We start from the raw sequence: 13,816 nt of genomic DNA, 5'->3' as shown, positions 1-13,816 counted from the left end.
GCTCCCCGAAGCTGGCAAGTGATCATGCCGCCTGCATTCAGGCTCCATCCCAGGCCTACCCACGAGGCTTCCTGGTCTACCTTGATACCTGATGCGTAATAGCTTAGTGAAACGTCCACCTTGATGTCGCGGTCGCTGATGGAGGTCAGCGGAAGGTTGATTTGCGGAAGACCGGTGCTGTAGTCAACGGGCAGGTCACCGTAGCGGGCAAAGGCATACGTATTGGGGGTGTAGAACTGTTGCAGTTCCTGACCTCCCTGTGCATGGGCAAGGGTGCCCAACGCTAATAATAGAATAAATAGAATATTTCTCATAATGATTATCTATTGTAAATGGATTAATTGATTGAAGCAAGTACTATCTCAAATGAGATGGTACTTGCTAATTCATTAAGACAGTGCTTACTAATTCATTGCATTCGCCCCTACCACCCCGGCTATTGCCGAAGCTACAGCGATGACGACTTTCAGGATCATATCCCAAACTGATTTATTGATCTTCATACTTTTTGAGTTTATAAGTTTTTGTTTTTTTGAGTTCATAAGGCTCACAATTCCGTAGCCACCTCGAAGCACGGGCATACCTTCACCCACTCCTCCGGCTCCACCACCCCGTCTCCATTCCTGTCCGGACTGAGATCGCGATGACCGCAGACGCGCACTTCGCCATGGAAACGGCGCAAAAGTTGATGTACCAGCAGTCGCAAGGCGGCACGCTGTTCCGGTGTACGGGTATCCTTCGGGCACCCCCGGGCATCCAGCCCGCCTTCATAGCAAATTCCGATACTATACTTATTGTACCCCTTCACATGTGCCCCTGCAAGAGCCAATGGACGGGTTCTCACCACCGTACCATCCCTGCGGATGTAGTAATGGTAACCGATATCACTGAAACCACGGCTGAGGTGCACGGCGCGGAGAGCCTCTACCGTAAAAGGACGGTCCTCGCGGGTGGCGCTGCAATGCACCACGATGTAGTTGATTGTTCTCATGTAATTTAATGTCTAATGATGAATAGCTGCGCAGCCTTTCATTTTTAATTCTTTAATCTTTAATTTCTAAAGCCCTCGGCTTTAGACCTTATCCCAGCGGGTCATCTTCGATGCCACCGTCGCCACCGGAACCGCCACTGTTGCCACCACCGCCTTCGGAACCACTGCCTTCGTAAGCGTCATTCTTCAGGCAGATACTGTTGGTCACACGGGTACCGTCCGCACTGCGGAAAGCAAGATAAACGGCAAGCGCATCGTCAGCCCAGTTATCGGGCAAGGCCAGTTCGGCAGTAGCATCGGCACGGGCGGCAGCATTAAGGTCGTAGACGGCCTCCCCGCGAGCCTTGTTGTAAACCAACGGCATAGCCATGTCGTCAGCCTCGGCATCACCCATCTTACTGTTGTCCTTCCACGTCAGAGTCAGCTTGCCGTCCGCCACGGAAGCCGAAGCGTTGAAGACAGGCATCAGGCTGCCACGGGCCACCAGCGCATGTTCATAATTAATGGCAAGATCGGGCGCAGACCCGCTGATTGCATAGCGCAAATTGTAGGACATCGCTGCATTGAAAGGCGTACACTTCAAAGCATAAGTCTTGTACCCTTCGCGAACGTAAGGGGTAATGGAACGCAGAAAATTCAAGCTCATGGCAAACTTGCCGCGTTGTGTTTGTTGTTTCGGGGTACGTGGATTGCTGACACTGATGGCCATTGCACGCATATAACTCACGTCTTTCCAAGTGCTACCGATTACGGTACCCACTTTTCCGCTGAATCCTCCAAGGATTCCTTGTTTGATTTCTCCCATAATTGTCATATTTTTAGGGATCAGGACCGGACAATGCGTCCAAGTCTCAAAGCAGAAACGGACAGGCGGCAGCAGGCAAGCACTATGCTTCTGCAGCAGCACGGTCATGCAAGCGCATCCGCCGTTCAGCTGTCACAAAGGTAAAGCGGAAAGAAGGGGGATTCCTGAAACGTGTGATTTTTGCGTCGGTTTGCGTCAAATAGCTCTGTAGCTTGTAGCCCTGTAACTACTTGCCAAACCGTCAAAATGCCAAATTGCCAAACTCCTCCCGGATGACATTCCGGTCCGCCACCTCCACCCGCCACTCCTGGCAATGATGACGCACCAGGCGGTCGGTATGCGACAGTACAAGTGGCAAGGGATTACCATCCAAACACTCCGGATTGGCCCAAACTAACTGGCAGGCCTGTACCAGCACTCCCTCCACCTCCTCCGGGGAAAGTGAAAGCAACTGTCCATCCGGACATAAGCACTTCAGGTTGACTTCGAGCGGATAAGGATAGAAGCCGCCACGAGAACCGGGAGAAGGAACAAAGTCCCGGCAAAAAAGAAGAAAAGTATCATCATCCAGGCGCAAGCAAGTACCCGCAGGAGGCATACCTCCCGGTGCGTCAGGGGCATAATGCCGAAGTTGGGCGCCCGTTGTACGTCGCACCCGTACCCATACCACCGGCACAGCCGCCGGGAACTTCCCCATCCACGCCACAAAAGAAGCCAGCGGCTCTACAGGAAAGTCGTGATGGCAATAAATCACCAGGCGCTCAGGCGGACGGTTGTCGTGGGCGGTACAAAAACGTCCGTAAGCCATCTGGAAGTATTCCGGAAAGAACAACGGGAATCGTTCGGCAGGCTTGCAGAGATCGCAATGACAGAACTGCAAAGGATCATTATAGAACGTCGCCGCACAGAAAGGTTCAAAGCTCTGCGAAAGGCGCGAATGTGAACATCCGATGATGAGGTCAGTATTCTGCGAAGCAAAGCATCGGGGCACCCAGGGCACACCGCCCATCTGTACCAGCAAACGCGAGGCCACCGCAGGCAGGTGTCTGCTGAAAGCCTCACCCCCAATGGCATGTAGCGGAACAGGTCCCCAATAGAATGCCCCCAATGAACGAACCAGCCTGCGAAGCCGGACTGAAAGTTGCTGCCGGAGCAGCGTACCGACAACACTGCCCGAAGGTGTGAGCAGACAATAAAGCCGTCCGACGCCGGGCGCATCCATCCCCGACTGATGATAAAGTGCCTGTGTCAGTGTATCTACGGCATGATCGTCCACATCGTATGGCACCCACCTGTCCACATCTCCCACAGGTTCCACTGCCATCAGGGAGGCAGTGGGAGCAAAAAGCTGGAAAAGCCGACGGGCAGTCTCCAACTCTCCCCGTGGATAGAGCATCGTGATGTTGAGATAACGGTATCGTCCCGGCTGGCGGGCACCATAAAGAGGAAAAGCACTGCGGGGAGCACTCCCCTCTCCCGATGATCCGAACCGTAACAAGCGATGGTCGGCATTCGTATTCAGCAGGCAATCGGCAGACACTTCATTCAATCGGAGCGATACGTGAAGGGGACACCCCTCCACCTCACCGCCTCCGGGGAAACAAAGTGACAGCAATCGTTCCACCTCCTGACGCAAAACATCATAAGGGCCGGCAGAAACCGCCGCCTGCTGTTCCGTATGGAAAGAGACTCCCAACCGGGCAGTCAAAGCAGGAGTGAGCACGGCATACGCACGGTTCAGGCTTCCCATGGGCCCGCGACTGAGCGAACCGTGCGGCACCACCCACCCGTCTACAGCCACCAAACGGGGGGAAGCTCCCACCAATCCCATTTCCGACAAAGGGATGCTCGTGTATATTTGTTCAGGAGGAAGCACCTCCACTGCGATCCGGCAATCCGTAGCGGTGGAGGAAGTAGCAGCAGAAGCAGGAAGAAGCGGACGGAAGGAAATGCGACTGTAACAAATTACGTTTTCAGCCTGTTGGGACAATGTATCTTGAAACCATATTTCCAGTACATCGGGACAAGGTGTGTGATAAAACTTCCGTGCATTGCCCGTTGCACCTTCAACCGGACCACCCGTAAGAGCGATCAGCCATCGGCAGAGGGCTGGCGGCGTGATGCCGCAGGTGCCGGCATCGAGCACGGCTTGCAAGAGAAGCTCTTTCATAGCATTATCACTTCAAGACAAAAGTATTCTAATGCAAATGTAAGGATTTTATTTTTATATACCAAGTTCTTACCATCTCCGTGTCAAGTCCATACCAACTCCGTACCAAGTCCATAGTCATAGACACGGAGATGGTACGGAGATGACAGGGGGCAGACAGGGAGCAGTAAATCATAGAAAATAATAAAGAACTTACTGATAGCCCATGAACAAAGCTAAAAACTCTGAGTACAAAAACAAGAATGATGAAACTAAATTTACTTATAAACTGTGGTACCAATTAATTATATCTCATCAGTAATATTTTCTATCCCATTCTAAATTTACAGACTTCATGATATGTATAGTAACTGAGATATTTTATGCAGTATATAATACCAGATTATTATTCCAATCGTAAAATTATAAATTACGATTTCTTCTTATTTTTAGCAATACCTTGCAACAGTTTTCTAAATACATCCTCATTGGATAGTGTAGATTTATACAGAAGAATATTTTCAGAAAAAGCTTCTGTTCCAAACCATGAAATATCACCACATTTTGCCAATTCCTTTTCGGGGATAGTTGTTAATACTAATGTAATAAACAGGTTAATGATATGTTTTTGCTCAGAATTTTCCAGTGCCTTAAATTTTCCAGAATATTTTGAGCTCATTATTCTATAATCAATAATATCAGTTAAAGTCCTAATAATCAAACTATTTTTATCTTCGGAATTTTCTATATTAAACCTTCTGATAATGGTTTCCGTCAACCCTCCCGATTTATTAGCTTGAACATTTTTCACTAGCATACTTATATTGTCAATCAAAATAGGGATACACATTTTGACGATGTTATTATACATTTTCTGCTTGGGAATATCATCACATTTAAGGTATCTCAAAATAGAGCGGCAAATCCATCCTATTGACCATATATACATTTCATGTTTTTGCAGAAAAAGAGCCGTCATTCTAGAATGATCAGCATCTCCCCTCTCCAAGGCATTTATAGCATTATTAAGTTCAATTTTGTAATCACTATTAAAGATATCATTAACAGTTTTTTCTATTTCCTTCTTTATGATTTGATTTGAAAGAAAATATGGGATTACAACAGAAATGCTAAAACATAATGCAACACATGCCAGCATTATCGTCACATAGTCAACAAGACTTCTGTCTATTATAATAGGAGTTTTATTAATGATAGTAGAAAAATAATATAGGTTCATTGCAATTATTGACAACAGTAATCCTATAACAATGATTAGTGCAACGATTAATATCGTATAAAGTATTTTCCGCATAATTTATAAATCTTTTAATTTTTATTTTTTTGTATTCTCAGAATAAGTATAATAGACATATTTTTTAGCCACTAAATTAAAACATAAGTGATTTTGCATTCATATACTATAACACAGCAAAAATACAGTATTTTTTGATAAAAAAACAATATAACCTCCGTAAACAATTACATTTTATACATAGGATTATCATTGAGTCAGCTTTACAAAAAAAAGAATTAATGCTATAAATAGATTCGCTATCGCTACTTCCGAATCACCTTATACACCCCATGCCCCTCTTTTTTCAGCCGCCCCTGATTGCACAACTCAATAAGGTAACGGTCGGCCGTACGAGTGGGAATACCTGCTTCGTGTGCCTTATCCTGATAGAGTGCACGGTCGAACTCAGGGGACAACATTTGCAACAAGGCCTGCCGACGCTTCTCACTTGTATTTCCCTGAGATACGGAGGCCGGATGCGACGTATGCGACGCCTCGGCCTGCAAGCTTTCATAAGCCGCCTCCGTATGGCGTAGCAGCACCTGTATCATCAACAGGGTGGTATGGAAATCATCATCACGGCAACAAAGAGTGGCCGGCAACGGGGCATCCCCTTCATAATCCATCAGGCGAAGGGCGGAAAACACCATGCAGATACGGTAAGCCGTCAACCCTAGACGACGCACGGAAGCGAGCATATCCGGACCTTTGCACTGCAACCCCTGTTCCTGCAGGTTGCCGAAGAAACGGTTAAACTCCACCTGCTGTTCCACCGTAAGCGTGAAGCGTAAAGGCCCTGTCTTCAGCAGGCGAGTATAGAACTGAAAGAAACGATCTCCCAAATGTAGGAAACGGCTATCGAGCGTATCATCATCATTCCCGGCAAAAACATCATTCCACACTGCACGCAAGGGCAGATTATAAAATAGGAAACGCGAGAAAAGCCCGTTCTCGGCATCGGGAATCAGTGCCCCTACCTGGCGCGGCGTTCCACTGAGCAGCACCGAGAGGCGGGGCATCGTTATCTCTACATATTCACGGTCCTTACGGCGATTGTAAGTGATAGGCTCATGGTGGAAAGCCTTGCGCAACCCATCGCTGTAATTGCCATGTTCGCTGCGGAACGTGGTAGTCAGCGTGTCGCCTTCCGTCTCGAACATCAGGGCCTGGCCTTCATTGTCATTCAGCGTCTGGAAAAGAGCCGTGGCACTGCTGTTTGCCGGAATGAAAAGCATCCTGACAGGCGGCTGTTGCGGTTCGTCGCCGCCCCCTTGCCTTTTGTTTTTTTCATAGAGCGACTTTTCGCGCCGGTATTCCTCCCACTCCTGCCGGTTACGGCGGCGCAGGTCGGCATGCACCACATCTACCAGATGACGGCACAGCGTCAACCGCCCCTTACCCGCCGAGGCTTGTGCACTGACAAAGAGGAACAGGTTAGGACAAACCTGCCGCTGCCCATAAATGCCCGTCACTTGCGTCAGGCAAGAGGAAAGGACAGTGAGAGACCCCAGCAAGAGCATATCGCTGTCTTCGGACGAGATGCCGTAAGAGCAGACATCATCCAGCAGACGGGGCAGCGAAGCATATACCTCATCCGGAAAGACCGGGAGTTCGGCATCGGGCGGAGGCAGTTCTCCGTTGCCCGATGCCACCGGATACGCTTCCTGCAATTTGGCATTTTGGCAATTTGGCAATAACCGGGTATTGATGTCCACTCCCGCTTGCCGTGCCAGGTGGAAAAAAGTATTCACCGTGATGCCCCGTCCGCCGGAACGCAGGCAGGCGGTGTACTGTTTCTCGGTTTCGGCAGGTTGATAGCTACTGTAGAAACGGCTCAGACGGTGGTAGAAGGCACGTCCTTCCTCACCCAGGCCTTGGGCAAGCGCGAAGCCGAGATCACGCCAGTCGTTATAGGTGGGGGCTATATCCATGCCCGTTAGTTCGATACGTGAAGTGACGATTTCTACTTCGTCACAGAGAGTGAGGGCAGCATTGCGTTGCCACTCGCTTAGGTGGAATTTTTGTTTTGACATTTTAAGATTTATGATTTACATGAATCGGGGGAATTAGTTAACTATTTCATCATCACCACGTCCGGGTCCCAAGGCAGATAGCAGGCACGTGAGAGATCACGTCCCGAAGGATCGGGTTCCACACCATAGTTTCGGGATACATAGAAAGACAGGATTTCAAACCAGTCGGCATGTGTGCCTTGTGCCAGGTCGATGGGTACCACCCACTTCAGGCCGTCGCCACCGGGACTGCGGAAAAGCAGGGCGGTATCTACCGCAGCATCGTGCATCAGGGCATAGCGCAAGCCATAGACACCACTCAAGCGTCCGCCATCGTGCCACTGGTCTATGTGGTCAAAGTCGAGGCAGATCAGTCCGCTATGGGCCAGCAGGGCATCATCGCGTCTGCGGGTGAACTCTCCACTGAAAGTGGCATAGTCAAAATGGCGGGCTTTGAAGCGTTGCACATCCCTCTGAGTGATTTTTTCTTCCTGCAACAGGCGGCGGAGACGTCGCAATTCCTCGGTAGGCTGACGATAATAATCGCCGCGGATGACGTTGTAGATCTGATGCAGTTCCACCGTCTTGTGGGGCACCACGTTGCTGACGGGAGCCAGGAAAAAACTGAAGTGATTCATCTGCCGCCTCCTTTCTCATTATCGCCAGTCGGGCTCTTCTCCTGCTTGCCCAACGCACTGAGTTTATACATTACGTAGTTGTTTTGCAGCAGGTCGTCAATTTCCCGGATACGGTAGAAATACTTTTTGCCCAAGGTGGTGTATCCCAGTGTACCGTTATCGCGTAAGTTCTGCAAGGTGCGTTGGCTGATGTGCAGCGCATTCATCACCTCTTGCCCATCTACCCAGTCTTTGGCAATCTGGGGACGGGGAGTCACGTTGGCACGTTCCAACAATCGTGCCAGGCTGAGCAGGTTATCATGTACCTGCTCCAGCTTTTCTGAAAATAGTGGATTCTGTTTCATATTCTTTTTCCGTTTGTCGGGAGGCAAAGGAAAAAGAGTTTGAATTGACGTGAGCTTGACGAGAATTCTCATCAACGCAACAGCTCACAAATTCTATTATATAGAATATTCTATTAGAAAAATTTTGTAATACAAAACAATATCGTATATTTGCATCAAATGAAAGAAATATGAGAATAGTATCACACAAGAAGCTGAAAGAGTTTTACGAGACTAAAGGTTATGAGGATTCTCGTGTAGCCCTTGAACGCTGGTATGATGTGGCTGAAAAAGCACAATGGAAAAACCTGTCTGATATGAAGGTTGATTTTCTTTCTGCCGATTATATAGGCAATCAGCACTATGTTTTCAATATCAAAGGCAATAACTATCGGTTGATAGTGGTTGTAAAATTTACAATGGGATATATCTTTATCCGTAAGGTATGTACTCATAAAGAATATGATAAAATAGATTGTTCAACCATATAAGTATCAGGTTATGAATAAAGTAACAAAAGAACAATACGAATTTGCATTGGCAAGAGTAGAAGAACTGCTGCCAGTAATTGACGACAATACCCCTGCAAACGATAAGAATGCAGTGGAACTCTCTGTGATGTCCGACATCGTGATTGCATACGAAAAGGAACACTATCCGATTGAGAAACCAACAGTATCCGAATTGATAGAATTATCCCTTGAAGAAAAAGGAATGACACAGAGACAACTCGCCAGTGAAATAGGAGTCAGCCCCTCACGTATTAATGATTATATTTCCGGACGATCAGAACCGACTTTAAAAATAGCAAGGTTACTCTGCCGGTTATTAAATATACCACCGGCTGCCATGTTGGGGTTTTAAGCAGAAATTCTTAAAAAAAATTCGTTGACGAGACAGTTTCGTCAACGAATCATCAAGAGGTGAGGCGAAGTTTCTCTTTTTCGGCAAACTTCTCGTAGGCTTCTATATACCTTTTACTGTTACTTATCAGATTCTCGGGCTGCACATCCACATCGAAAATAGATGCAAGGAAAGCAGCATACGCCTGTTTATCCCATCCTCCTCTACGCTGCTGGTAATGAAAGAAAAGACCGTAAAGCACCCCGATATAGTTTCGCAGGACTTTCACCCTGTTCCGGTGAATCATTGCAACCTGGCCGCTCTGCAAAAACAAGAGAAAAGCATCTTCCAACCACTGTACATGTTCAGGAGTCACCAAATAAGCCCCGTTGCCGTCCGTCACACGATAAAGGAAGGCCAGAAAAGCATGTATCTCCCCCTCATCCGGAAGCTTCGCCCCGAGCGGACGTGAAGGAACGAAAGAGAGTCTTTCGCTGGGTTGTATGGAAATGAAGGCCCGTGAATAGTTTTCCTCATAAAGTTCCTGCTGGCGAAGCAGATAGCTACGCAACTGGCGTGGAAGGCTCATATCGTGCGTTATCAGCAGGTTGAGGAAGGCGAGGCAACGCTCTTTCTGTTTGCGGATAATCCAATGGGAAGCACCACGCCCTTCATTGTAGTGCAAGTGTCCGGCATATTGCTGGAAACAAAGATCGTTCAGGCAATCGTTCATCCATGCCTGATCGGTCAGCACTCCATAAAGATTCTCCTCATGGAGTGGAAGGCCGCTGAGCAGAAAGAAAAGAAAGTTCTCGAGTGCTGCCACACCTTGCCACAAACGAGCATCGCTATGCGGAGGCTGCTCCAAACCGGAAAGCAAGCCCACCAGTTTATTGTAAAGTTGCAAGGCAGTACCTTCATGTTCTGCTGTGATTCCTGCGCTGAGAAGACATTTCACCTGGTTTCCTGCTTGCAGAATGTCATATTGCCGCACTTCCGACTCCCGAATAGGGTGAAAGTAGCGGACATCGCTGAGCAGGTAGCGGTAATCCATAAAATCAGTTGGCTGTAATAAGTAACCGAAGTCGATAGTCAGCGTCAGGTAGAGCGAGGCCAATGCTCCTTTCAGTTGTCCGCACAGTTCGGCAGAGACTCCCCGCCTACAGGCATCGTCCACTGCAACTCCGGTGCAATACACTTCTTCGAGCACTTCACACAGCAGCAGACGTGCAGCATGGTCACTGTTCATCCTACTGATTCGATCTTTCAGCAACAGATTCAGCCACCGGGCTTCGGCCTGAAGAAGAGCTTTATAAAAATAATAACGGGGAGTGGACTGTTGCTCACCATAAGACACCGTAGCTACATACTCCATCTCTTCTACCCGCAAGCGGCAGAGGACAGCAGTAGCATCAAAGTCGGAAAAAGGAGACGTGGAAGAAAGAAAAAGGAAAGAGGGAACCGGTAACTCAACCTGCCAGTCGGACAATATTCCCTTCAACTGATCGGTCAGCCCGTCCAGTGAGCCGGGCAGGTTCATCAGCTTTCGAACGGACTGCTGAAGTCGCTCGGAAACGTAGCGTTGCCCCTCTAAACAGGAAGGGGACAATGCACCACTGAAGATGGCGATGGTCAAAGGGGTAAACATAGTAAACGATTTTAGTTTCCAGCATTTTAGTTTAACAAGTTAATAATCAGTAATCCTGTCTTTCTCAAAATGCTCATCGACATAGCGATAACCGAAATCGTTCTTTTGGGTGGGCTGAGAAGAAATCGCACAAATGTAGCAAACTGTAAACAATACAGCAAAGTTTTACCGTTAATCATCTTTAATTCCAAGCATTTTGCAAAGAGAATGGATTATACTATCTTTACCAAGAAAATGAAGGGAAATCTACAGTCCCCCAAGATTAACGGCACTTCAACATAAAAAATAAATAAATTCATTTTATTCTGCTCTTAGTTTGCTTATCTTTGCACCGAAATGAAACGAACGATCCTTCTACTGATTTTAGGAGTTTTTTGTGCTTTCAACATGAAGGCACAACGTGCCGACTCGATCCGCATCAGCCTGCTGACCTGCGCCTCGGGTGGAGAAATATATTCTCTTTTCGGGCATACTGCCATCCGCTACGAAAACTTTACCCGGAATATCGATGCTGTTTTCAACTATGGCATGTTCAATTTCAATGCTCCCAACTTCATTCTCCGCTTCGCTTTAGGAGAGACAGACTACCAGTTAGGAGCTACCAATTACGAGCACTTTGTAGCCGAATACAACTACTTGGGACGGGACGTATGGCAACAAACACTGAACCTTACTCCGGACGAAAAGGAACATCTGTTTAATCTGCTTCAGGAAAACTATCGCCCGGAAAACCGTGAGTATCGTTACAACTTCTTCTACGACAACTGCGCCACCCGACCGCGCGACCAAATAGAGAAAGCCATCGACGGTTCTCTGCAATATGCTGACAATATGACCGACAACGACACGGGAATCTCTTTCCGTGATTTACTGCATAAATACAGCGAAGGGCATCCCTGGTCACGTTTTGGCATGGATATGTGTATGGGTAGCAAAGCTGACAAGCCTATCAGCCGAAGACTGATGATGTTCGTCCCCTTCTATGTGCAGGAGTACTTCAATACAGCCCAAATCATAGATAAAGAAGGAAAAGCACGCCCGCTGGTATCCTCCGAAGAGAAAATTGTAGAAACCGGACTGACAGCTGCCGATCACCGTTCCGGTGGCATTACTCCGATGCAATCGGCCTTGCTGCTGTTCATCCTGGTAACTGCCGCCACCATCTACGGCATCCGACGCCGGAAAACCCTCTGGGGACTGGATTTAATCTTGTTCTTCTGTGCCGGAGTAGCCGGATGTATCCTTGCTTTCCTGGCTCTGTTCTCCCAACACCCGGCAGTAAGCCCCAATTATTTGCTGTTTGTATTCCACCCGTTGCACCTATTCTGCCTCCCGTGGATGATAAATAAGGTGAGAAAACGGCAGAAAAGTCGATACATGGTACTTAATTTTATCGTTTTAACACTTTTTATACTGCTTTGGGCGATAATACCGCAAAGATTTGACTTAGCTGTATTACCTTTGGCACTTTGTTTGCTGGTACGTTCAGCAAGCAATCTTATTTTGACATCGAAAAAGAGATAAATGAAAAAGGGACTGATAACTTCCATACTCGCATTAACTTTCACCGGTCTGCAAGCCCAACCGCTGCCTGCCACTCCAAAATTAGTGGTAACGTTGACGATTGACCAGCTGCGCACCGACTACATGGAAGCATTCTCTTCCCTATACGGAGAAAAAGGGTTCAAAAGACTGATGCGCGAAGGCAAGGTTTTCTATCAAACCGAGTTTCCCTTCAGCGGAACAGACCGCGCCTCTGCCATTGCCGCCATCTACAGCGGTACGACGCCCTCAATGAACGGCATCATCTCCCAGCAATGGATGAATGCCAATACATTGCGCCCGATGAATTGTGTGGACGACCCCGCTTTTATGGGGAACTTCACCGACGAGAGTTCCTCTCCTTCCCAATTACTGACTTCCACCATTGCCGATGAACTGAAAGTAGCTACCCGCAACAAAGGTATGGTATATGCCATTGCCCCCTCGCGCGATGCAGCTATCCTTGCCGCCGGACACTCCGGAAACGGTGCTTTCTGGTTGAATGAAAATACTGGTAAGTGGTGCAGTACTACATATTACAGCGAATTCCCATGGTGGGTAAGCCAATACAATGAACGGCAATCACCCGATTTTCGCATCCGCGATATGGTGTGGGAACCGATACATCCTATAAATAGATATACGTTCCTGCCCGAATGGCGGGATCAACCCTTTAAATATAAGTTCGACAGCGAACGGATCAATAAATTCCGCCGGCTGATTACCAGTCCCTTCATCAATGATGAGGTAAACTTACTCACAGAGGAACTCCTGGAAAAGAGTACGCTTGCCAAAGATGAGATACCGGATTTGCTGGCACTGACTTATTATGCAGGAAACTACAATCATAAGAGTACGCAGGAGTGTGCCATGGAAATGCAGGATACATACGTACGCCTGGACCGCAGTATCGGCTCCCTACTCGACCTCATCGACCGCAAAGTAGGTTTGCACAATGTCATTTTCTGCATTGCATCTACGGGATATGCCGACCCGGAAGCACCGGACCTTGGCCTGTACCGCATCCCGGGCGGGGAATTCTACCTGAATCGCTGTGCCACCTTGCTGAATATGTATCTGATGGCTACGTATGGCGAAGGACAATACGTAGAAACCTACTATAACCAGCAGATTTATCTTAACCATAAATTAATAGAGAGTAAGCAACTGAATTTAGCGGAAATACAAAATAAATCCGCCGACTTCCTGATACAGTTCAGCGGAGTGAATGAAGCTTATTCCGCCCATCGCTTATTATCAGGTCCTTGGTCGCCCCAGATTGAACTGGCACGCAACGGTTTCCATCGTAAGCGTTCCGGCGACCTGCTGATAGACGTGTTGCCCGGCTGGACTATCGTAGAAGAAAATGTCACAGATAGCCGCGTGGTGCGTCATGCAGATGTGCCTGCTCCACTCATCTTCCTGGGTGGTGGTATAAAACCCGAAACCATACGGGTTCCTGTCAATATTACCCGCATAGCCCCTACCCTGTCAAGTGCGATGCGCATCCGCGCCCCGAACGCTTGTACAGCTACTCCACTGAACTTTTAAGCTGAAAACACATCTTA

The 13,816-nt window shown here is 47.9% G+C and carries 13 protein-coding genes and 1 pseudogene; 4 read left to right on the top strand and 10 right to left on the bottom strand.

From position 1 onward, the window contains the following. From BWI44_RS00510 to BWI44_RS00470, 9 genes and pseudogenes are all read right to left on the bottom strand, one after another. A pseudogene (locus BWI44_RS00510) lies at window positions 1-314 on the bottom strand (hypothetical protein); the annotation flags it as partial. Window positions 315-404: 90 nt separating this feature from the next. After that, window positions 405-497 carry a smalltalk protein gene (locus BWI44_RS00505; protein ID WP_158580793.1) on the bottom strand — a complete coding sequence of 31 codons (93 nt, stop codon included), beginning with the start codon at window positions 495-497 and terminating at the stop codon, window positions 405-407. Window positions 498-547: 50 nt separating this feature from the next. Continuing rightward, window positions 548-991, bottom strand: a complete 444-nt coding sequence (locus BWI44_RS00500; protein ID WP_118295090.1) for an N-acetylmuramoyl-L-alanine amidase — start codon at window positions 989-991, stop codon at window positions 548-550. A gap of 88 nt (window positions 992-1,079) precedes the next feature. Further along, entirely contained in the window at window positions 1,080-1,796 is a 717-nt protein-coding gene (locus BWI44_RS00495) for a DUF6266 family protein (protein WP_118295167.1), read from the bottom strand. Window positions 1,797-2,037: 241 nt separating this feature from the next. Continuing rightward, on the bottom strand, window positions 2,038-3,966 hold the full coding sequence (locus BWI44_RS00490) for an argonaute/piwi family protein (RefSeq protein ID WP_286810312.1): 1,929 nt from the start codon (window positions 3,964-3,966) through the stop codon (window positions 2,038-2,040). A 409-nt stretch (window positions 3,967-4,375) separates the two neighbouring features. After that, a complete protein-coding gene (locus tag BWI44_RS00485; RefSeq protein ID WP_138292853.1) occupies window positions 4,376-5,260 on the bottom strand; it encodes a hypothetical protein in 885 nt (294 codons plus the stop codon). Between the two features lie 245 nt (window positions 5,261-5,505). Next, window positions 5,506-7,275: a DUF3987 domain-containing protein gene (locus BWI44_RS00480; RefSeq protein ID WP_286810310.1), complete on the bottom strand. Its 1,770-nt coding sequence runs from the start codon at window positions 7,273-7,275 to the stop codon at window positions 5,506-5,508. 41 nt (window positions 7,276-7,316) lie between these two features. Then, window positions 7,317-7,892, bottom strand: coding sequence for a BT4734/BF3469 family protein (locus BWI44_RS00475; RefSeq protein ID WP_286810309.1), 576 nt, complete (start codon window positions 7,890-7,892; stop codon window positions 7,317-7,319). Next, window positions 7,889-8,236, bottom strand: coding sequence for a helix-turn-helix domain-containing protein (locus tag BWI44_RS00470; RefSeq protein WP_278706357.1), 348 nt, complete (start codon window positions 8,234-8,236; stop codon window positions 7,889-7,891). The genes BWI44_RS00475 and BWI44_RS00470 overlap by 4 nt, the downstream gene beginning before the upstream one ends. A gap of 170 nt (window positions 8,237-8,406) precedes the next feature. Here BWI44_RS00470 and BWI44_RS00465 point away from each other — a divergent pair, with 170 nt between their 5' ends. Both BWI44_RS00465 and BWI44_RS00460 read left to right on the top strand, forming a co-directional pair. Further along, window positions 8,407-8,706, top strand: coding sequence for a type II toxin-antitoxin system HigB family toxin (locus tag BWI44_RS00465; protein WP_138292857.1), 300 nt, complete (start codon window positions 8,407-8,409; stop codon window positions 8,704-8,706). 10 nt (window positions 8,707-8,716) lie between these two features. Continuing rightward, entirely contained in the window at window positions 8,717-9,079 is a 363-nt protein-coding gene (locus BWI44_RS00460) for a helix-turn-helix domain-containing protein (RefSeq protein ID WP_138292858.1), read from the top strand. Window positions 9,080-9,131: 52 nt separating this feature from the next. On the opposite strand, the gene BWI44_RS00455 is transcribed toward BWI44_RS00460, so the two are convergent. Next, window positions 9,132-10,706, bottom strand: coding sequence for a hypothetical protein (locus BWI44_RS00455; protein ID WP_286810306.1), 1,575 nt, complete (start codon window positions 10,704-10,706; stop codon window positions 9,132-9,134). Window positions 10,707-11,042: 336 nt separating this feature from the next. Here BWI44_RS00455 and lnb point away from each other — a divergent pair, with 336 nt between their 5' ends. Both lnb and BWI44_RS00445 read left to right on the top strand, forming a co-directional pair. Beyond that, the gene (lnb, locus tag BWI44_RS00450; protein WP_390393535.1) at window positions 11,043-12,230 is read left to right on the top strand and encodes a lipoprotein N-acyltransferase Lnb; all 1,188 of its coding nucleotides are present in this window, start codon (window positions 11,043-11,045) and stop codon (window positions 12,228-12,230) included. Further along, window positions 12,231-13,799, top strand: a complete 1,569-nt coding sequence (locus BWI44_RS00445; protein WP_286810304.1) for an alkaline phosphatase family protein — start codon at window positions 12,231-12,233, stop codon at window positions 13,797-13,799. It abuts the gene before it with no gap. The last annotated feature ends 17 nt before the right edge of the window (window positions 13,800-13,816 follow it).

Origin of the sequence: Bacteroides sp. Phil13, assembly GCF_001940965.1 — a bacterium.
Lineage (GTDB): Bacteria > Bacteroidota > Bacteroidia > Bacteroidales > Bacteroidaceae > Bacteroides > Bacteroides intestinalis.
This window is presented reverse-complemented; position numbering and strand designations above follow the sequence as displayed.

What these genes read in the sequence shown, in the direction of transcription:
- lnb (WP_390393535.1), top strand. Translation starts at nt 11,043, where the DNA reads ATGAAACGAACGATCCTTCTACTGATTTTAGGAGTTTTTTGTGCTTTC.
- BWI44_RS00485 (WP_138292853.1), bottom strand. Translation starts at nt 5,260, where the DNA reads ATGCGGAAAATACTTTATACGATATTAATCGTTGCACTAATCATTGTT.
- BWI44_RS00460 (WP_138292858.1), top strand. Translation starts at nt 8,717, where the DNA reads ATGAATAAAGTAACAAAAGAACAATACGAATTTGCATTGGCAAGAGTA.
- BWI44_RS00495 (WP_118295167.1), bottom strand. Translation starts at nt 1,796, where the DNA reads ATGGGAGAAATCAAACAAGGAATCCTTGGAGGATTCAGCGGAAAAGTG.
- BWI44_RS00490 (WP_286810312.1), bottom strand. Translation starts at nt 3,966, where the DNA reads ATGAAAGAGCTTCTCTTGCAAGCCGTGCTCGATGCCGGCACCTGCGGC.
- BWI44_RS00455 (WP_286810306.1), bottom strand. Translation starts at nt 10,706, where the DNA reads ATGTTTACCCCTTTGACCATCGCCATCTTCAGTGGTGCATTGTCCCCT.
- BWI44_RS00475 (WP_286810309.1), bottom strand. Translation starts at nt 7,892, where the DNA reads ATGAATCACTTCAGTTTTTTCCTGGCTCCCGTCAGCAACGTGGTGCCC.
- BWI44_RS00465 (WP_138292857.1), top strand. Translation starts at nt 8,407, where the DNA reads ATGAGAATAGTATCACACAAGAAGCTGAAAGAGTTTTACGAGACTAAA.
- BWI44_RS00500 (WP_118295090.1), bottom strand. Translation starts at nt 991, where the DNA reads ATGAGAACAATCAACTACATCGTGGTGCATTGCAGCGCCACCCGCGAG.
- BWI44_RS00445 (WP_286810304.1), top strand. Translation starts at nt 12,231, where the DNA reads ATGAAAAAGGGACTGATAACTTCCATACTCGCATTAACTTTCACCGGT.
- BWI44_RS00470 (WP_278706357.1), bottom strand. Translation starts at nt 8,236, where the DNA reads ATGAAACAGAATCCACTATTTTCAGAAAAGCTGGAGCAGGTACATGAT.
- BWI44_RS00480 (WP_286810310.1), bottom strand. Translation starts at nt 7,275, where the DNA reads ATGTCAAAACAAAAATTCCACCTAAGCGAGTGGCAACGCAATGCTGCC.